The organism is Pseudomonas sp. SCPG-7, from assembly GCF_002156405.1.
Taxonomy (GTDB): Bacteria; Pseudomonadota; Gammaproteobacteria; order Pseudomonadales; family Pseudomonadaceae; genus Aquipseudomonas; species Aquipseudomonas parakoreensis.
The window spans coordinates 129607-147583 of record NZ_MVOO01000006.1 but is presented as its reverse complement, the minus strand read 5'-3'; the positions used below and the strand labels follow the sequence as shown (position 1 = coordinate 147583).

Below are 17977 nucleotides of genomic sequence, written 5' to 3'. Positions count from 1 at the left end.
GCTTGCTCGCGAAGACGTCGGTAGATTCAACATCTAGTTGACCGACCCACCGCTTTCGCGAGCAAGCTCGCTCCCACAGGGGTTTTTAGTGGATTCGATACCTGGTTAAAAATTAATCAGTGTGCTGCACGCTATGAGCGGTATGGCCTGTAGTCCCTTTCGCTCAGGTTATCCACAGGCCGTTCCACAGCCATTGTGGGTAACGCAGCACAGCTTAATGACAACCGTGTGACGTCCAGACCCGTTGCGCGCTGTGATGCAGGATGCCGTGGCGGCGGGCGAGGGCGTGGCGATCCTTGCTGTAGCCACCGCCGATCACGCCAACCACCGGGATGTCGCGGCCCAGGCAATGGCGCATCACGCTTTCATCGCGGGCGGCGACGCCTTCGTCTGTCAGCTGCAGATAACCGAGGGCGTCGTCCTTGTGCACATCGACCCCGGCGTCGTACAGCACCAGGTCCGGTTGATACAGCGGCAGCAGGTAGTTGAGGGTGTCATCCACCACCTGCAGATAGTCGGCATCGCCCATGCCTTTAGGCAGCGGAATGTCCCAGTCGCTTTCGGCCTTGCGTGCAGGAAAATTCTTTTCACAGTGCAGGGAAACGGTGATCGCCTCCGGCGTGTCGTGGAGGATGCGTGCGGTGCCGTCACCCTGATGCACGTCGCAATCAAAGATCAGCACACGGTTCACCCGACCGCTTTGCAGCAGGTAATGGCTGATGATCGCCAGGTCGTTGAAGATGCAGAACCCGGCCGGGTAGTCGTAGTGAGCGTGATGGGTGCCGCCGGCCAGGTGACAGGCCAGACCATGCTCCAGGGCTTTTTCTGCCGCCAGAATTGAACCGCCGACCGCCCGCACCGTACGCCGCGCCAGCGCTTCGTTCCAGGGCAAGCCAAGGCGCCGCTGGTCTTCGCGGGACAACTCGCCGCTCATGTAGCGTTCGATATAGCGACGGTCATGCGCCAGGGCGAGGATGTCGTTGGGGCAGATCTCCGGGCGCAGCAGGTCGGCGTCGCGGGTCAGGCCGCTGTCGACCAGGTGGTCGCGCAGCAAACGGAACTTGTCCATCGGAAAGCGGTGATCCGCCGGAAACTCGGGACTGTAGTCTTCGTGGTAGATCAACGGCAGTGGCATGGCGACTTCATGTAGGAACGATGGAAAGAGTGAACGATCCTACCAGCGATGTAGACTTGCGGCATGGAAACGGAGGGGCATGATGGAGCCGATACTGCAACTGGAAAGTGCGCGATTGCTGATGCGCCAATGGCAGGACGAGGATTTGCCGGCATTTGCGGCGATGTGTGCCGATCCGCAGGTCATGCGTTACTTTCCACAGCCCTTGAGCCGCCTGGAAAGTGCTTCGCTCATTGGTCGGGTGCGCGGCCATTTTGCCGAACACGGCTTCGGATTATGGGCGCTGGAGCGCAAGGACAGCGGCGAGTTCATCGGTTTCACCGGTCTGGGTGTGGTCGGTTTCGATGCCCCGTTCACGCCAGCGGTGGAAATCGGCTGGCGCCTGGCCCGCGAGCATTGGGGGCTGGGCTATGCCAGTGAAGCGGCATGGACCGCTCTGCGTTGCGGCTTTGACCGGTTGTCGCTGAAGGAAATCGTGTCCTTCACCGCCCAGAGCAATCTGCCCTCTGAGAAAGTCATGCAAGCGATTGGCATGCAGCACGATCCGGCCGATGATTTCGATCATCCCAAAGTTGCCGTCGATCACCCGTTGCGCCGGCATGTGTTGTACCGGATTACCAGGGAGCAATGGCTGCAAACCCTGCATGGCTAAGCCGACACGGACGTTTACAATGGCGCGACAATGGCTCGCGCCAGAACCTGAATGGGCCGCCGCAGCCAAGACTGCGCGGCATAGCGTTGTGTGAGGAGAGTCTGAATGAGCCAAGTGTTGGAAGATCTGGTCGACCTGCTGACCCTGGAGCCGATCGAGGAAAACCTGTTCCGTGGCCGCAGCCAGGACCTGGGTTTCCGTCAGTTGTTCGGCGGGCAGGTGCTCGGCCAGTCGCTGTCGGCGGCCAGTCAGACGGTTGAAGAGGCGCGCCATGTGCATTCGATGCACGGTTATTTCCTGCGCCCCGGCGACGCCAAATTGCCAGTGGTGTACTCGGTGGATCGCGTGCGTGATGGCGGCAGCTTCAGCACCCGGCGGGTCACCGCGATCCAGAAGGGCCACCCGATCTTCACCTGCAGCGCGTCGTTCCAGTACGACGAGGCAGGCTTCGAGCATCAGAGCCAGATGCCGGTGGTGGTCGGCCCGGAAAACCTGCCGTCGGAACTGGAACTGACCCAGCAGCGCGCGCACCTGATTCCCGAGCACATGCGCGAAAAATTGCTCTGCCCGAAACCGATCGAAGTGCGCCCGGTCACTGAAAAAGACCCGTACAACCCGCAGCCGGCCGATCCGGTGAAGTACGTGTGGTTCCGTGCTGATGGCGCGCTGGCCGACATTCCGGCGCTGCACAAATACCTGCTGGCCTACGCCTCGGACTTCGGTCTGCTGACCACTTCGATGCTGCCCCACGGCAAGTCGGTCTGGCAGAAAGACATGCAGGTCGCCAGCCTCGATCACGCGCTGTGGTTCCACAATGATCTGCGCGCCGACGACTGGCTGCTCTACGCGATGGACAGCCCGTGGGCCGGTAATTCCCGTGGGTTCTCCCGTGGCAGCGTGTACAACCGCGCCGGGCAACTGGTGGCGTCGGTGACCCAGGAAGGCCTGATTCGTCACCGCAAGGACTGGGCATGAGCCTGAGCGATGTGAAGCACTGGGTGTTCGACATGGACGGCACGCTGACGATCGCCGTGCATGACTTTGCGGCGATCCGCGTGGCGCTGGCGATTCCGCCCGAGGACGACATTCTCACCCACCTCGCGGCGCTGCCGGCCGACGAAGCGGCGGCGAAACATGCCTGGCTGCTGGAGCATGAGCGCGATCTGGCGCTGGGTTCGAAACCGGCTGCCGGTGCGGTGGAGTTGGTGCGCGATCTGCACGGGCGTGGCTATCGCCTGGGCATCCTGACGCGCAACGCGCGGGAGCTGGCGCATGTGACGCTCGAAGCGATTGGTCTGGCCGACTGCTTCGCCGTGGACGATGTGCTGGGCCGCGATGAAGCACCGCCGAAGCCGCATCCCGGCGGGTTGCTGAAACTGGCCGAGGCCTGGAAGGTGCCGGCGCGCGAGATGGTGATGGTCGGGGATTACCGCTTCGACCTGGATTGCGGGCGAGCGGCCGGGGCGCGGACGGTGCTGGTGAATTTGCCGGATAACCCATGGCCGGAGCTGACGGACTGGCATGCGCAGGATTGTGTCGAGTTGCGGCGGATGCATCTGGCCTGAGTTCTTTAGCGCCTGAAAGGGCCTCATCGCGGGCAAGCCCGCTCCCACATTTGAAATACATTCCCCTGTGGGAGCGGGCTTGCCCGCGATGAGGCCTGAGCGGCCACTGCAAAATCATTGATCAAACAGCGCTTTCTGCCCCTCCGGCGACGTCAACATCCCATCGCCGTTATGCCCGACCCCTGGCACTTCAACCAGCCGCTGATTCACCCCTTCCGGATGCCGGCGCAGCAGGTAGCCGAAAAACAGTTTGCCGCGTTCCAGTCGATACGCGCCCTGGGCTTCGGCGGCGCAGCTCTTGTCCAGCGCCGGATGCTGCGGGTCGGTGTCCTGCTGACCGAGCAGATAAATCACCTCGCGCTTGATGTAACTGCTTTCAAGCTGCAACGGCGTTTGCCCGCCGGCGTACACCGGCATGTCGCTCAGGCCGTACTTCCAGCGATTAAACCCAAGGCACTGTGCGTGATCGAAGGTCACTGGCCGCTGTTCGTTGAAATACGCGTATGACGACGGGTTGGCCACCACGTACCGCAGGCGAACGCCGTTGGCCTTCAGCGCCGGTTGATCCTTGGCCAGCAGGGCATAACGCTGCACCACTTGGCCACCACCCGAGTGGCCGAAAATCACAATCTGTTTCACATCCGGAAACTGCTTGCGGTCGCTGACCCGGGCGACGATTTCATCCAGCGCGGCGTAGGAACTCAGCGGATTCTGCCCTGTGGATAACCCGCCGCCCATCCACTCGTTGCCTTTCCAGCGCAGCAACGTGTTGGGCAGCGAGTACAGGGCGACGTCGCTTTCATTGAGAAACTGCGGCGCGATCACCAGCGTGTGCGCAGTTTGTCCGGCCAACTCCGTGGCGTGCTCGGCACTCTTGCGGTAGGTTTCGGCGTTGCGCAGACGGCCGTGAATGACGATCAGCACCCGCTCGATTTTTTCCGGTGCGGGGCTGATGCCCACGGCCATTTCGCCGGCCTTGAGTTGCAGACGCCCGGAGCTGATGGCATCGACGCCCGCCGCGTGTGCGCTGCCGCCGATGATCAGTAACGCCAAAAGCCATTTGTGCATTTACAGGTTTTTCGCCGCGAAGGTATCGCACTGGCCGACCTGGCCCTGGGCGAATCCGGTTTTGAACCAGCGCACCCTTTGCGCTGACGTGCCATGGGTAAACGAGTCCGGCACCACTCGACCCTGACCCTGTTGTTGCAGGCGATCATCACCGATGGCGTTGGCCGCGTTCAAGGCCTCTTCGACGTCACCCGGTTCCAGCCAGTTCAGGCGCTGCTGCGCATGGTAGGCCCAGACGCCGGCCAGGCAGTCGGCCTGCAATTCCTGACGCACCAGCAAACCGCCGTCGCCCTGCATCTGCCGCCCCTGCTGCCGGGCTGCCTGAATTTTCGCCGAGACGCCGAGCAGCGTCTGCACATGGTGGCCGACTTCGTGCGCGATCACGTAGGCCTGGGCGAAGTCGCCGGCAGCCTTGAAGCGCTGGGCCATTTCCTGGAAGAAGGCCATGTCCAGATAGACTTTCTGATCCGCCGGGCAATAGAACGGGCCGGTCGCCGAAGTCGCCAGACCGCAGGCGGAATTGACCCGGTTGCTGAACAGCACCAAAGTCGGGTCCTTATATTGGCGGCCGGCCTGCTGGAAAATCGCGCCCCAGGTGTCTTCGGTATCGCCGAGGATCGAACGCACGAATTCGGCCTGCTGGTCGTTGGCCGGTGGCGCCTGACGGGTTTGCGTCGAGGCCGGTGCCGATTGTTCGGTCATTTGCCCGGTGAGCTGGCCGAGGATCTGCAGCGGGTCCTGCCCGGTGATCCAGCCGATGCCGACGATCAGCAGGATCGCCCCGAGGCTCAGGCCTTTGCCACCACCGAAACGCATGCCGCCGCCACCGCCGCTATCATCGCCACGGGCATCGACGACGTTGTCACTGCGTCGGCCTTTTTTCCATAGCATGTGGGAATCCTCTATCTGTACGTGGTGATGAGTGTTGCTGGTGTGTGAGTGTGGCGCCAGTCCGGTCGTCCGTCCATTGGCGCACACGCAAGCAGGCCCGGCCTCGGGTGACGAGGGCGGGCCTGTTATTGACGAGCGTGTGCGCGACTAATTCAATCCGTTGGCGGATTTCTCCTTTCGCACTGTGCGTCAGCGATCGAAGGCGTCCCACACCGGGGCGAAATCCGGGCTGACCTGACGCTGATTTTTCGGCAGTGCGGCGATCAGTGCGCGGTCTTCAGCGTCCAGCTCAACCTGCAGCGCAGCCAGGTTCGCCAGTTGATTGGCCTGGCTGCTGGCTTTGGGAATCGCCGCGACGTTGGGCTGATCGAGCAGCCATTTCAATGCGATCTGAGTCGGCAGCACACTGTGTTTTTTCGCGATCTGCTGAATCTGCGCAATGTCCGAGACCTTGTTGCGCGCCAATGGCGTGTAGGCCGTCAGTGCCAGATCGTGTTGGCGGGCATAGTCGAGCAAGGCGTTTTGTCCGAGCAAGACGTGGTACTCGACCTGGATCGCTGACAGAGGGATGGCGTATTCCTCGACGACTTTGCGCAGCAGCGGCAGCGGAAAATTCGCCACGCCGATGTTGCGAGCCAGACCTTGCTCCTTGAAGGATGCGAGGGTTTCAAGCGTGCGCGGCAAGTCCCAGTCAATGCTCGGCCAATGGATCATGAACAGGTCGACGTACTCGCTGCGCAAAGCCTTGAGGCTTCGTTCCATCGAGTGGCGCATGGCGTCGGGTTGCAACTGGTCCCACCAGACCTTGGTGGTGACATGAATCTGCTCGCGGGGTGTCGATGTGTTCGCCAACGCTTGTCCGACTGCGTCTTCGTTGTTGTAGGCCGCTGCCGTGTCGATATGCCGATAACCGAGTTCCAGCGCCTGCTCGACGGCACGGGTGCATTCGTCGCCGAGCATCGGCCAGGTGCCGAGGCCGAGTTTCGGCATGTTCAAACCCTGGGCGTTAACGATGTGCTGCATGGTCGATCTCCTGTTCGAAAGCAGTGATGCCGGCGATATGCCGGGCGGCGATGTAGCCGAACGTCAGCGCCGGGCCGAGGTTGATCCCGCCTGCCGGATAGTGCCCGCCCATGATGCTGGCCATGTCGCCACCGGCGGCGTAGAGCCCGGCGATGGGCTGGGCATGGGCGTCGAGCACTTGTGCATGCGGGTTGACCCTGAGCCCGGCAAAGGTGCCGAAGCAGCCCGGTTGCACTTTCACGGCATAAAAAGGGCCGGCCTCTATTGGGGCAACGCAGGGGTTGGGAAGGTTCGCCGGATCGCCCTGCTTGCGGTTGTAGGACGTGGAACCGCGACCGAACAACGGGTCCTCGCCAAGGCGCGCATGCGAGTTGTAGTGATCCACCGTGTGACGTAATCCGCTCGGGTCGATGCCGCAGGCGCTGGCCAATTCTTCCAGGGTGTTGCCGGTTTTCAGATAGCCGCTGCGAATAAATCCTGACAGCGGAACGGGAAATGGCCGCGACATGCCCAGGCCATAACGCCGTTGAAAGGCGCGGCTGCAGATCAGCCACGAGGCGACTTCCTCGCCTTCAGGCGTGGCGGCAACCATGGCGCTGACGTAGTCGTAGTAACCGTTGGCCTCGTTGACGAAGCGCTGGCCGTTGCGCAGTACGCCGATGATTCCCGGTTTGCCGCGTTCGATGATGTGTGGGAAATGGCCGATGCTGCCGTCAGCATGCGGCACTTGCGAGACCGGTGCCCAGGCCACGGGCGACGCCAGCTCGGTATTGACCGTGGCACCGACGCTTTCGCCCAGACGCAGGCCATCGCCATTCACCGCCAGCGGCGGCAGTGCCCAGTGTTCATGACCCGTGGGCGTGCGCGGAAACAAGGCCTTGCGCCGTTCGACGTCATTGGCGAAACCGCCGGCGGCCAGCACTACGGCTTTGCGTGCATGGACGCGGATCGGGCCTTTTGCGCTGTTGACCACGGCGCCGTAAACCCTTGCTTCATCGCGCAGCAGTTCGCTCACCGGCGCCGACTCCCATAACAGGACACCAAGGTCCTCGGCGGATTTCGCCAGCCTGGCGACCAGCGCCACCCCGTTGACCAGTTGCATGGCCCGGCCGTGTACCGCCAGATCCAGCAAGTGTCGGGTAAAACGACGGGTTACATGCCAAGCCGCTTTCAGCGAACGGGTGAGATTGAGGAACGCCGAAAGGTCGGCGCCGGCCATGATCGGCATGCCCATGAAGGACGTTTCGCGCATCGTTGTACGCAGGCGCTTGAGCAGGCGTCCGACTTGGCGTCCGTCGTAAGGCGCCGCGATGACCGAGCGCCCGCCCGTGCCAGCGCCCGGCGTATCGCCATGGATGTCGGCGATGGCGTTGTCGTCGGCAAATTGCAAAGCGCTGTGCTGTTCGAAAAACGCGACCATGTGTGGTCCGGCAGTGAGGAAGGCGTCGATCATGGCCGGGTCGTAATGTTCGCCGAGTTCGCGGCGCAGGTACGTGCGCGGTTGCTCGATGTCTTCGACGATGCCGGCGCGTCGCGCCAGTGGATTGCACGGTACCCACGCCCAGCCGCCGGACCACGCCGTGGCACCACCGAACAGCGGATCCTTTTCAACCACGATGACTTTCAGACCGTGCCATGCGCCAGTGACCGCTGTAGATAAACCGGCGGCACCGGAGCCGACGACCAGCACGTCACAGTCGATTTCGGGAAGTTCGGCAGGCATCAGGCAAAGCTCCGCAGCTGAGTTTTATTGGAATTAGGTTCCAGAAATTAACTAATTATGTGCAGCTGCAACAAGGCATGGTTCAGTAAAGTGGGCGGTTATCGCACAGCCAGTTCCGGATTTCGCTTTGTCTCGGATGTCTTTTAGAATCGGCGAAATTTCATTTGGATCTTCCCATGGCCGGCAGTCAGATCGAACGGGTTTTCAGCGTGCTGGAAAGCCTCACCAGTGAGCCGCGCGGGCTGCCGATGCAGACCCTGGCCGAGCAGCTCGACATCCCGAAAAGTGCCACTCACCGTATGCTCGCCGAGCTGATTCGGCTGGGTTATGTACGGCAGAATGCAGACACTCTGCGCTATCACTTGTCGACCAAACTGGTGGCGATGGGGTTTCAGTACCTGTCGAGCAGCGGTGCCGACATCGTGCAGCCGGTGCTGGATCGACTGGCGCAGGAAACCGGCGAACTGGTGCGTCTGGGGGTGATCGATGGCGAGCGCCAGACCTGGATCGCCAAGGCGCAGGGCGCCCGGACGGGCCTGCGTTATGACCCGGACATGGGCCGCGACGCGCCGTTGTTCTACACCGCCTCCGGGCACGCGTGGCTGGCCTGCATGAGCGATGCCGAGGCGTTGTCGCTGGTCGAGCGCCAGGGCGCGGAAGTGCCGGTGGGCATTGGGCCGAATGCGCCGCGCTCCAATATCGAGTTGCTGGAGCGCCTGCGGCTGGCGCGTGAGCAGGGTTATGCCTGCGTCGAGGAAAGTTCGGCGGTGGGCACTTCGGCGATTGCCGCGGTGGTCAAGCATCCCGTTGACGGACGGGTGATCGGCGTACTGAGCATCGCCGGGCCAAGCGCGCGGATGCCTGGCGCGCGGCTGCATGAACTGGCGCCGTTGCTGATGAAGTTCACCGAGGAGTTGTCGGCGGCGAGCCTGGCGTCCGAATTGTTTGTCTGACCCGCGCCGATCTTTGTAGGAGCTGCCGAAGGCTGCGATCTTTTGACGTTGTTTTTCAGATCAAGAGCAAAAGATCGCAGCCTGCGGCAACTCTTACAGGTTGAGCGTCGTGTGCGAAGTTGTGCGGTGTTCGCACGGATTTTCTATTAGTGGGTGTTTGATTTTGGAACTCGATTCTAAATTGTTGCTGGAGTGACATTTCCGACAACAATCACAAGAGGATCGCGCCTTGACTCCGCCCCTTCGTATCGCCCTGATCGGCGCCGGCAACATGGGCCACCAGCATTACCAGCACTTGCAAACCCTCGATGAAGCCCGGTTGTGTGCAGTGGCCGATCCCGGCCCGCAGGTTCCCGCGCTGGCGGCGCAGTGGGGCGTGGCGTATTTCGCCGATCACCGGCAGATGCTGGAGCAGGTGAGGCCCGATGCGGTGATCGTGGCCAACCCGAATAATCAGCACGTCAGCACGGCGCTGGATTGCCTCGCCGCCGGGATTGCGGTGCTGCTGGAGAAACCGGTGGGCGTGCATCTGGATGAGGCACTCGAACTGGTGGCGGCGGTCAAACGCAGCGGCGTGCCGGTGCTGGTCGGCCATCATCGGCGGCACAATCCGTTGATCGTGCGTGCCCACCAATTGCTGCGCAGCGGCGCGCTCGGGCGGCTGACCACGGTTACCGCACTGTTTCAGGTGCGCAAACCCGACCGTTATTTCGAGGTCCCGTGGCGCCGTGAGCCGGGCGCGGGCCTGTTGCTGACCAACCTGATTCACGACCTCGATTTGCTGCGTCACCTGTGCGGGGAGGTGCAGTCGGTGCAGGCCGTCACCGACAACGCGGTGCGGGGTTTTGCCAACGAAGACAGCGTCGCGGTGTTACTGCAATTTGCCGGCGGTGCACTGGGCACGCTGAGCGGTTCCGATGCGGTCGCTGCGCCGTGGAGCTGGGAGCTGAATTCCGCAGAAAACCCGGTTTACCCGCGTCAGGCCGATCAGCCGTGTTATTTGCTGGCGGGCACTGCCGGAGCGTTAAGCATTCCGCAACTCAAGCGTTGGCATTACGCTGCCGATCAAGTCGATGCCGGTTGGCACGAACCGCTGATCGCGCTGCAAGAACAGTGTGAGGGCGGGGACGCGTTGCGTTTGCAGCTGCAACATTTTGTGCAGGTCGCGCGGCGTGAAGTCGAACCCTTGGTCAGTGCCGCCGATGCCGCGCGAACCCTGGCGCTGGTCGAGGCGATTCGTGAAGCGGCGGCCAGCGGCCGTGCCTGTTCCCCGGCAGCGGTCGAGGCTTGAGCATGAACGAACGAATCCTGTCTCTGGCCAGTCTCACCGTACTCGAATTATCGCCACCGCAAATGGTCGAGGTGGCGGCGCGTGCCGGTTACAGCCATGTTGGCCTGCGCCTGGAACCGGCGACGCCGGAGGAATATCACTTTCCGCTGGTGGCCGATGGTGATCTGCGGCGTCAGACGTTGAGGCGTTTGCGCGACACTGGCATCGCGGTGCTCGACGTGGAAATCCTGCGCCTGAAACCGCACACCGTGGTTGCCGATTTCGACAAGCTGCTGGCCGTCGGCGCGGAGTTTGGCGCCAGTGAATTACTCGTCGCCGGCAATGATCCTGACGAGCAACGGCTCACCGACAACTTTGCCGCGCTGTGTGATCTGGCGGCGCCTTACGGTTTGCATCCGCATCTGGAGTTCATGCCCTGGACCGATGCGCGCAACCTCGAGCAGGCGTTGCGCATCGTTGCCAACGCCGACCGGGAAAACGCCGCGGTGCTGGTCGATGCCTTTCATTTCGATCGCTCCGGCTCACGGCTGGAGGATCTGGCCAGCGTCGCACCGGCGCGCCTGCGTTATGCGCAATTGTGCGATGTGGCGGGGCCGAGACCGGCGGACATGGCCGAGATCTTGCGTCAGGCGCGCAACGAGCGGCGGTTTCCCGGCGAGGGCGATTGCGACCTGCACGGTTTGTTGCGCAGTCTGCCAGCTAATATTCCATTGAGCCTGGAGATCCCCACGGTAAAACTGCTGGAGCAGGGCGTCAGCGGATTGCAACGAGCGCAGATGGCGCTCGACAGGACGCGGGAATTGTTGACGCAGTTATAAGTCAGTTTTTGTGGCGGGGCGCCAGCGTCCCCGCCACTGTTTATTTTTCCTTCAGAGATATCCAATGACCGTCAGCACCCCGCTCTCCGGTGTCAACCAACCCTTCAAGGGGATTTTGCTGATTGTCGTGGCGACTTTCCTGTTCTCCAGCCACGACGCGCTGTCGAAATACCTATCGGGTTTCTACCCGATCGTCATGGTGGTATGGGCGCGTTATCTGGTGCACACCTTGCTGATGGCGGGGATCTTCCTGCCGCAATCGGGGCTTCGGGTGTTGCGTACCAAACGGCCGTTGTGGCAGTTGGCGCGGGCGCTGTGTCTGCTCGGCACCAGTCTGTTTTTCACCACGGCGCTGTTGTACATCCCGCTGGCCGAGGCCACGGCGGTCAACTTTCTTGCGCCGGTGCTGGTGACGGCATTGTCGGTGCCGTTGCTCAAGGAACGGGTGACGCGCGGGCAATGGATTGCGGTGATCTGTGGATTCATCGGCGTGCTGATCATCGTTCACCCGGGCGGTGAATTGTTCACTCCGGCGGTGCTGCTGCCGTTCTGCTCGGCGTTGTTTTTCTGCTTCTATCAACTGCTGACGCGCAAGCTCAGTGAGGTCGATAGCCCGACCACCAGCAACTTCTTCGCCGGTCTGTGCAACACCTTGGTGATGAGTGCGCTGGTGCCGTTCTTCTGGCAGGTGCCGACGTTGATGCATGCCGTGTTGATGCTGGCGCTGGGCAGTTGCGGGATGACCGCGCACCTGTTTCTGACCCAGGCGTTTCGCCATGCCGCGCCGGCATTGCTGGCGCCGTTCGGTTACTGTCAGATCGTGTTTGCCGGGCTGTTGGGCTGGGTGGTGTTCAATCACACGCCAAGCCTGTTGACGGTGATCGGCATTGTGGTGATCTGTTGCAGCGGCCTGGCGGCGGCGTGGCAGCAGAGCCGTCGCTGAAGGATCCACAAATTCCTGTGTAGGAGCTGCGGCACGCTGCGATCTTTTGATCTTCAAAATCAAGATCAAAAGATCGCAGCGTGCCGCAGCTCCTACAGGGTAGGCCGGTTATTCGGTGACGTCAGGGATCTTGCGCGGTGCCATGAAGTACATCCAGGTCAGCGCAATGAAGTACATCGCCGGGATCAGCGTGAACAGCACCGTGTAGTTGTTGTTGGTGACGGTCAGGATGTGGCCGACGATCTGGGTCATGAACATCCCGCCAATCGCTGCGCACATGCCGCCGAAACCGAACACCGTGCTCATCATGTGCTTGGGCGTGTAGTCCATCACCAGGCTCCAGATGTTCGCGGTCCAGGCCTGATGCGCGCCGATCGCCAGGGAGATTGCCGCGACGGCGACCCACAGATTGCTCGAACCGGCGGCCATGATCACGCCGATGATGCAGCAGGCGAACAGGAACATCGACAGCAGCCGCGCCTTGATCGAGTTCATGCCGCGACCGATCAGGAACGAAGACAGAATGCCGCCACCGACGCTGCCGAAGTCGGCCGTCACGTAGATGATGATCAGCGGAATACCCATTTGGGTGACGTTGATGCCCAGGTTGTATTGCTGATTGAGAAACGGCGGCAACCAATACAGGTAGAACCAGAACACCGGCGCGGTCAGCGAATAGGCGAGGGCGAACGCCCAGGTGCCGCGCATGCGCAGGATGCGTGAGAACGGGACGCGGGCCTGTTCCGGTTCGACTTCTTTCTGGATGTATTCCAGCTCCGACTGTTTGACGCTCGGATGGTCTTCCGGGTTGAAGTATTTCAAGCCCCAGAACAGCAGCCAGATCCCGCCCAGTGCCGACATGCACAGGAACGCTGCCTGCCAGCCCCAGACGTGGAGAATCAGCGGCAGCAGCATCGGCGTGAACATGGCGCCGACGTTGGTCCCGGCGTTGAAGATGCCAGTGGCCACCGCGCGTTCGCCGGCCGGGAACCACAGGCGCGTGGTTTTCACGCAGGCCGGGTAGTTGGCCGCTTCGGTCAGGCCGAGGATAAACCGGCAGACCATGAAGCCGACGGCCGATGTCGCCAGGCCGTGGGCGCCGGTGGCCAGGCTCCAGAGCAGCACCGCGCAGAAGAACACGCGCTTCACGCCGACCCGGTCGATCAAACGTCCTTGCAGGACGAAACCGATCGCGTAGCCGACCTGAAACCAGAAGTTGATGTTGGCGTAATCCATCGCCGTCCAGCTCATTTCCTTGGCGAGGATGGGCTGCATGACGCCGAGGGCGGCGCGGTCGATGTAGTTCAGGGTCGTGGCGAAAAACACCAGCGCCAGCATGCCCCAACGGGTCTTGCCGACAGCCATGGCGCCGCGGATCTTGTCGCCGATGCCACCCGTGGCAGTGCTCATGGCCGGAGCCATGCGGGAAGTCTGTGAAGGAATCATTGTTCCACCCGTTTTTGAATTTGTTATGTGGTGTTGTTTGCACGCACTGCGACCGAAGGTTCATTTCCGGACTCAATGTGAAGTCGATGGTGGGCAGTGGACGAAAAATCGTCAATTCGTCGAAACGCCATAGTGTTCGATAATCGCACGCAAAACTAACCGGCTGGTACACTTTAAATTGCTGTGCGCAGTCATGCAGCCAATAATTTCCCAACGATAAAAAACATCCTGTGTAGGAGCTGCCGAAGGCTGCGATCTTTTGAATTTGCTTTTCAGGACCAGGATCAAAAGATCGCAGCCTTCGGCAGCTCCTACCTTAAAGATAAGCGCGGCGAAGTCCGGGAGTAGCAACATGCAGCGTTCCATTGCCACCGTTTCCCTGAGCGGCACCCTGCCGGAAAAGCTCGAAGCCATTGCCGCCGCCGGGTTCGACGGCGTCGAGATTTTCGAGAACGATCTTCTGTATTACGACGGCAGTCCGCGGGAAATCAGGCAGATGTGCGCTGACCTGGGGATCGCCATCACGCTGTTCCAGCCATTCCGCGATTTTGAAGGCTGCCGCCGAGATCGGCTGGCGCGCAATCTGGAGCGGGCCGAGCGCAAATTCGACCTGATGCAGGAACTGGGCACCGACCTGGTGCTGGTCTGCAGCAACGCCTCGGCAGACAGCGTCGGCGACCGGCAGATTCTGGTCGATGACCTGCGCCTGCTGGCCGAACGGGCCGGCGCGCGCGGGTTGCGCATCGGCTATGAAGCGCTGGCCTGGGGCCGGCACGTCAATACGTATCAACAGGTCTGGGACATCGTCCGCCAGGCCGATCACCCGGCCCTCGGCGTGCTGCTCGACAGCTTTCACACCTTGTCGCTGAAAGGTGATCCAAGCGCGATTGCCGACATTCCCGGCGACAAGATCTTCTTTGTGCAAATGGCCGACGCGCCGATTCTCGCCATGGATGTGCTGGAGTGGAGCCGGCATTTCCGCTGCTTCCCGGGGCAGGGTGAGTTCGATCTGCCGGGCTTCCTCGCGCCGATCATCCAGAGCGGTTACACCGGGCCGTTGTCGCTGGAGATCTTCAACGATGGCTTCCGCGCCGCGCCACCTCGAGCGAATGCCGCTGATGGTCTGCGTTCGCTGCTGTATCTGGAAGAGAAAACCCGTCAGCGCCTGGAGCAACAACCGACGCCGGTGGCCAACCGCGAGATCCTCTTCGAAACGCCGCCGGCCAGCGAGTACAACGGCATTGAGTTTCTTGAATTCGCTGTCGACGAAAGCCTCGGCGCCAAACTGAGCAATTGGCTGGAGCGCCTGGGCTTCGTCAAGGCCGGGCAGCACCGCTCCAAGAGCGTGAGCCTGCTGCGTCAGGGCGATATCAACCTGATCCTCAACGCCGAGCCGTATTCGTTCGGCCACAGTTTCTTTGAGGCGCACGGCCCGTCGCTGTGCGCCACCGCCGTGCGGGTCAAGGACAGCGCCAGCGCCCTGGCCCGCGCCGTCGCCTACAAGGGCCAGCCCTATCGCGGCTTGGTCGGCCCCAACGAACTGGAACTGGCCGCGGTGCGTGCACCGGACGGCAGCCTGATTTATCTGGTGGATGAAGCGGCGGATGTCTATGGCACCGACTTCAATCTGCTGCAGAATGCCCAGGCCCGTGGCGGCCTCAAGCGCATCGATCACATGGCCATGGCGTTGCCGGCCGACAGCCTCGACAGTTGGGTGCTGTTCTACAAGAGCCTGCTGGATTTCGAGGCCGACGATGAAGTGGTGCTGCCTGATCCGTACGGGCTGGTGAAGAGCCGCGCGTTGCGCAGCCGCGACAGTTCGATCCGCTTGCCGCTGAATATCTCGGAGAACCGCAACACCGCGATCTCCCATGCGCTGTCGAGTTATCGCGGCTCGGGTGTGCATCACATCGCCTTCGATTGTGACGACATCTTCGCTGAAGTCAGCCGCGCCAAAGAGGCTGGCGTGCCGTTGCTGGATATTCCGCTCAACTATTACGACGACCTCGCTGCGCGCTTCGATTTTGACGACGAATTCCTCAGCGAACTGGCGTACTACAACGTGCTCTACGACCGCGATGCCCAGGGCGGTGAACTGTTCCACGTCTATACCGAGCCGTTCGAGGGACGTTTCTTCTTCGAGATCATCCAGCGTAAAAACGGCTATGCCGGTTATGGTGCGGCGAACGTCGCGGTACGTCTGGCGGCGATGGCCAAATCACGCAGCGGCGCGGTGCGCCAGGCGAAGTTGTAGGAATTTCGTAAACGCGGGATTAAACACGGGCCGCGTGGCTTCCTTCACTGTGCAGCGCGGCCCATAATCGCCCACCTGTGCAGTGATGGCCGTGAGCCCGCAATGACAATGACTTCAGAACTCCCCGCCGCCTCCGTCGTATCCGGCATCGAGCCGCGCAAGAGTCGCAAGAACAACCCGGAAAAGACCCGCGAGAACATCCTGCAGGAGGCGATCGTCGAGTTCGTCCAGCAGGGCTTGTCCGGTGCCCGCGTTGACGCGATCGCCGAGCGCATCCACACCTCCAAACGCATGATCTATTACTACTTCGGCAGTAAGGAGCAGTTGTACGTCGAGGTGCTGGAGAAGCTTTACGGCGATATCCGCAGCACCGAAAACCGCCTGCACCTGGCTGAGTTGCCGCCGGTGGTGGCGATCCGCCGACTGGTGGAGTTCACCTTCGACCACCATGACCGCAACGTCGATTTCGTGCGCATCGTCTGCATCGAAAACATCCACAACGCCGAATTCGTGAAGCGTTCCGATGCGATCAAGGCGATGAACAATACGATCCTCGATTCGCTGGGCGAGATTTTGCGCCGCGGTGCCGAGGAGGGCGTGTTCCGCGCCGGGCTCGACGCGCTGGATGTGCACTTGCTGATCAGCTCGTTCTGCTTCTACCGCGTCTCGAACCGCCACACCTTCGGTGAGATCTTTCAGATCGATCTGCCGGACGAAAGCATCAAGCAGCGTCATCGCGAGATGATCTGCGAGTCGGTGTTGCGCTACTTGCAGCCGTGACAAGCAAAAGATCGCAGCCTTCGGCAGCTCCTACACAAGGCCCTGTAGGAGCTGCCGAAGGCTGCGATCTTTTGATCTTTTAAACGTTCATGCTTTGAAAATGCGCCAGCATGCGCTGCGCATCCGGCACCACACCGCTGAACAGCTCAAACGCCTTCACCGCTTGAAACACCGCCATGTTGCCGCCGTCCAGCGTGCGGCAGCCCAAGGCGCGGGCGTTGCGCAGCAGTTCGGTTTCCAGCGGGAAGTACACGATCTCCGCGACCCACAATTCCTTGCGCAGCAACTCCACCGGCACGGGCATCCCCGGCAGTTTGGCCATGCCCATCGGCGTGGTGTTCACCAGACCATCGGCCTGATTCAGCGTACTCGGCAGATCGCGCCCGGCCACCGCGCGACCTGAGCCGAAATGCTGGTTGAGGTTGTTCGCCAGACTCTCGGCGCGCTCGCGATCGACGTCGAAAATACTCAGTTGCTGCACGCCTTCGCTCAACAGCGCATGGGCCACCGCCGCGCCTGCGCCACCGGCACCCATCTGCACGACACGTGCACGCGCAGCGTCTTTCAGGCCACGGCGAAAACCTTCGGCAAAACCCAGGCAGTCGGTATTGTGGCCGATGCGTTTGCCATCCTTGAGCACCACGGTGTTGACCGCGCCGATGCCCCGGGCTTCCGGCGACAGTTCGTCGAGCAGCGGGATGATCGCCTGCTTGCACGGGAAGGTGATGTTCAGGCCGGTGTAGTTCATCCGTTCGGCGGCCTGCAGCAAGTCGGGCAGGGCATTGCTGTCGAGTTGCAACTGATCGAGGTCGATCAGCCGATACAGATAGCGCAAGCCTTGGGCATCGCCTTCGTGTTCATGCAGGGCTGGCGTGCGCGAGGCTTGAATGCCCGCGCCGATCAGGCCAGCCAGTATTACCGGTTTACGGGTCATGCTGCGCGCCCCTTCAGTCGCTGACTGAAATGCTCCAGAGCCAGGCGATAGCCATGGCTGCCGAAGCCGCACATCACCGCCGTGGCGATGGCCGAGACGAACGAGTGATGGCGGAATGGCTCGCGGGCATGCACGTTGGACAGATGCACTTCGATCACTGGCAACTCACTGGCGACCAAGGCGTCGCGGATCGCCACCGATGTGTGCGTCCAGGCTGCCGGGTTGATCACGATTCCGGCGCAACGGCCGCGTGCCGCATGAATCCAGTCGAGCAATTCGCCTTCGTGATTGGTCTGGCGAAACTCCACGGCCAGGCCGAATTCTTCGGCGGCGCGCCCGCACAGGGCAGAGATATCGGCCAGGGTTTCGTGACCGTAGGTCGCCGGTTCACGGGTGCCGAGCAGGTTCAGGTTCGGGCCGTTGAGCACCAGAACGATAGGGGGCATGGGGGCAAACTCCACTTATTGTTTTTGGCTTGGGCTGAGGGTTTCAGCCTGTGGA

At 61.7% G+C, this 17977-nt stretch carries 18 protein-coding genes; 9 read left to right on the top strand and 9 right to left on the bottom strand.

From position 1 onward, the window contains the following. Nucleotides 1–214: 214 nt before the first annotated feature. Nucleotides 215–1135 (bottom strand): histone deacetylase, encoded by a 921-nt coding sequence (locus B1722_RS13640; protein ID WP_041065146.1) that lies wholly within the window; start codon nucleotides 1133–1135, stop codon nucleotides 215–217. A gap of 82 nt (nucleotides 1136–1217) precedes the next feature. On the opposite strand from B1722_RS13640, the gene B1722_RS13635 reads away from it, so the two are divergent. The 3 genes from B1722_RS13635 (at nucleotide 1218) to B1722_RS13625 (ending at nucleotide 3352) form a co-directional block, all read left to right on the top strand. After that, a complete protein-coding gene (locus B1722_RS13635) occupies nucleotides 1218–1787 on the top strand; it encodes a GNAT family N-acetyltransferase (protein ID WP_041065149.1) in 570 nt (189 codons plus the stop codon). Between the two features lie 105 nt (nucleotides 1788–1892). Further along, nucleotides 1893–2762: an acyl-CoA thioesterase II gene (tesB, locus tag B1722_RS13630; RefSeq protein WP_003228466.1), complete on the top strand. Its 870-nt coding sequence runs from the start codon at nucleotides 1893–1895 to the stop codon at nucleotides 2760–2762. After that, nucleotides 2759–3352 (top strand): HAD family hydrolase, encoded by a 594-nt coding sequence (locus B1722_RS13625; RefSeq protein ID WP_086792902.1) that lies wholly within the window; start codon nucleotides 2759–2761, stop codon nucleotides 3350–3352. The genes tesB and B1722_RS13625 overlap by 4 nt, the downstream gene beginning before the upstream one ends. Before the next feature lie 114 nt (nucleotides 3353–3466). Here the strand turns inward: B1722_RS13625 and B1722_RS13620 are convergent, their stop codons facing one another. The 4 genes from B1722_RS13620 to B1722_RS13605 all read right to left on the bottom strand — a co-directional run bounded on the left by B1722_RS13620 (nucleotide 3467) and on the right by B1722_RS13605 (nucleotide 8057). Continuing rightward, nucleotides 3467–4420, bottom strand: a complete 954-nt coding sequence (locus tag B1722_RS13620) for an alpha/beta fold hydrolase (RefSeq protein WP_086792900.1) — start codon at nucleotides 4418–4420, stop codon at nucleotides 3467–3469. After that, complete coding sequence (locus B1722_RS13615) at nucleotides 4421–5311, bottom strand: neutral zinc metallopeptidase (RefSeq protein WP_047296725.1); 891 nt, start codon at nucleotides 5309–5311, stop codon at nucleotides 4421–4423. Between the two features lie 189 nt (nucleotides 5312–5500). Further along, a complete protein-coding gene (locus B1722_RS13610) occupies nucleotides 5501–6334 on the bottom strand; it encodes an aldo/keto reductase (RefSeq protein ID WP_086792898.1) in 834 nt (277 codons plus the stop codon). Continuing rightward, nucleotides 6318–8057 (bottom strand): FAD-dependent oxidoreductase, encoded by a 1740-nt coding sequence (locus tag B1722_RS13605; RefSeq protein WP_086792896.1) that lies wholly within the window; start codon nucleotides 8055–8057, stop codon nucleotides 6318–6320. Before B1722_RS13605 ends, B1722_RS13610 begins: the two co-directional genes overlap by 17 nt. A 176-nt stretch (nucleotides 8058–8233) precedes the next feature. On the opposite strand from B1722_RS13605, the gene B1722_RS13600 reads away from it, so the two are divergent. From B1722_RS13600 to B1722_RS13585, 4 genes are all read left to right on the top strand, one after another. Then, the gene (locus B1722_RS13600) at nucleotides 8234–9010 is read left to right on the top strand and encodes an IclR family transcriptional regulator (protein WP_041065166.1); all 777 of its coding nucleotides are present in this window, start codon (nucleotides 8234–8236) and stop codon (nucleotides 9008–9010) included. A gap of 229 nt (nucleotides 9011–9239) precedes the next feature. Beyond that, the gene (locus B1722_RS13595; protein WP_041065168.1) at nucleotides 9240–10301 is read left to right on the top strand and encodes a Gfo/Idh/MocA family protein; all 1062 of its coding nucleotides are present in this window, start codon (nucleotides 9240–9242) and stop codon (nucleotides 10299–10301) included. Nucleotides 10302–10303: 2 nt separating this feature from the next. Further along, nucleotides 10304–11119 (top strand): sugar phosphate isomerase/epimerase, encoded by an 816-nt coding sequence (locus B1722_RS13590; RefSeq protein ID WP_041065170.1) that lies wholly within the window; start codon nucleotides 10304–10306, stop codon nucleotides 11117–11119. Between the two features lie 64 nt (nucleotides 11120–11183). Beyond that, entirely contained in the window at nucleotides 11184–12062 is an 879-nt protein-coding gene (locus B1722_RS13585) for a DMT family transporter (RefSeq protein WP_041065173.1), read from the top strand. A gap of 108 nt (nucleotides 12063–12170) precedes the next feature. Here the strand turns inward: B1722_RS13585 and B1722_RS13580 are convergent, their stop codons facing one another. After that, on the bottom strand, nucleotides 12171–13508 hold the full coding sequence (locus B1722_RS13580; RefSeq protein ID WP_086792894.1) for an MFS transporter: 1338 nt from the start codon (nucleotides 13506–13508) through the stop codon (nucleotides 12171–12173). Between the two features lie 111 nt (nucleotides 13509–13619). Then, nucleotides 13620–13862 carry a hypothetical protein gene (locus B1722_RS29585; protein ID WP_086792893.1) on the bottom strand — a complete coding sequence of 81 codons (243 nt, stop codon included), beginning with the start codon at nucleotides 13860–13862 and terminating at the stop codon, nucleotides 13620–13622. Here B1722_RS29585 and quiC point away from each other — a divergent pair. Together quiC and B1722_RS13565 are read left to right on the top strand one after the other, a co-directional pair. Then, nucleotides 13861–15762 (top strand): 3-dehydroshikimate dehydratase QuiC, encoded by a 1902-nt coding sequence (quiC, locus tag B1722_RS13570; RefSeq protein WP_086792891.1) that lies wholly within the window; start codon nucleotides 13861–13863, stop codon nucleotides 15760–15762. The two genes, B1722_RS29585 and quiC, sit on opposite strands and share 2 nt — an antisense overlap. A 102-nt stretch (nucleotides 15763–15864) precedes the next feature. Continuing rightward, nucleotides 15865–16542, top strand: a complete 678-nt coding sequence (locus B1722_RS13565) for a TetR family transcriptional regulator (protein ID WP_041065184.1) — start codon at nucleotides 15865–15867, stop codon at nucleotides 16540–16542. 79 nt (nucleotides 16543–16621) lie between these two features. Here the strand turns inward: B1722_RS13565 and B1722_RS13560 are convergent, their stop codons facing one another. Both B1722_RS13560 and aroQ read right to left on the bottom strand, forming a co-directional pair. After that, entirely contained in the window at nucleotides 16622–17476 is an 855-nt protein-coding gene (locus tag B1722_RS13560) for a shikimate dehydrogenase (RefSeq protein ID WP_086792889.1), read from the bottom strand. Further along, nucleotides 17473–17922, bottom strand: a complete 450-nt coding sequence (gene aroQ / locus B1722_RS13555; RefSeq protein WP_025108744.1) for a type II 3-dehydroquinate dehydratase — start codon at nucleotides 17920–17922, stop codon at nucleotides 17473–17475. Before aroQ ends, B1722_RS13560 begins: the two co-directional genes overlap by 4 nt. Between the last annotated feature and the right edge of the window lie 55 nt (nucleotides 17923–17977).

Coding starts and splice junctions, on each gene's coding strand:
- B1722_RS13610 (WP_086792898.1), bottom strand. CDS start 6,334: ATGCAGCACATCGTTAACGCCCAGGGTTTGAACATGCCGAAACTCGGC.
- quiC (WP_086792891.1), top strand. CDS start 13,861: ATGCAGCGTTCCATTGCCACCGTTTCCCTGAGCGGCACCCTGCCGGAA.
- B1722_RS13580 (WP_086792894.1), bottom strand. CDS start 13,508: ATGATTCCTTCACAGACTTCCCGCATGGCTCCGGCCATGAGCACTGCC.
- B1722_RS29585 (WP_086792893.1), bottom strand. CDS start 13,862: ATGTTGCTACTCCCGGACTTCGCCGCGCTTATCTTTAAGGTAGGAGCT.
- B1722_RS13605 (WP_086792896.1), bottom strand. CDS start 8,057: ATGCCTGCCGAACTTCCCGAAATCGACTGTGACGTGCTGGTCGTCGGC.
- B1722_RS13600 (WP_041065166.1), top strand. CDS start 8,234: ATGGCCGGCAGTCAGATCGAACGGGTTTTCAGCGTGCTGGAAAGCCTC.
- B1722_RS13625 (WP_086792902.1), top strand. CDS start 2,759: ATGAGCCTGAGCGATGTGAAGCACTGGGTGTTCGACATGGACGGCACG.
- B1722_RS13590 (WP_041065170.1), top strand. CDS start 10,304: ATGAACGAACGAATCCTGTCTCTGGCCAGTCTCACCGTACTCGAATTA.
- B1722_RS13615 (WP_047296725.1), bottom strand. CDS start 5,311: ATGCTATGGAAAAAAGGCCGACGCAGTGACAACGTCGTCGATGCCCGT.
- B1722_RS13635 (WP_041065149.1), top strand. CDS start 1,218: ATGGAGCCGATACTGCAACTGGAAAGTGCGCGATTGCTGATGCGCCAA.
- B1722_RS13620 (WP_086792900.1), bottom strand. CDS start 4,420: ATGCACAAATGGCTTTTGGCGTTACTGATCATCGGCGGCAGCGCACAC.
- tesB (WP_003228466.1), top strand. CDS start 1,893: ATGAGCCAAGTGTTGGAAGATCTGGTCGACCTGCTGACCCTGGAGCCG.
- B1722_RS13560 (WP_086792889.1), bottom strand. CDS start 17,476: ATGACCCGTAAACCGGTAATACTGGCTGGCCTGATCGGCGCGGGCATT.
- aroQ (WP_025108744.1), bottom strand. CDS start 17,922: ATGCCCCCTATCGTTCTGGTGCTCAACGGCCCGAACCTGAACCTGCTC.
- B1722_RS13565 (WP_041065184.1), top strand. CDS start 15,865: ATGACAATGACTTCAGAACTCCCCGCCGCCTCCGTCGTATCCGGCATC.
- B1722_RS13640 (WP_041065146.1), bottom strand. CDS start 1,135: ATGCCACTGCCGTTGATCTACCACGAAGACTACAGTCCCGAGTTTCCG.
- B1722_RS13585 (WP_041065173.1), top strand. CDS start 11,184: ATGACCGTCAGCACCCCGCTCTCCGGTGTCAACCAACCCTTCAAGGGG.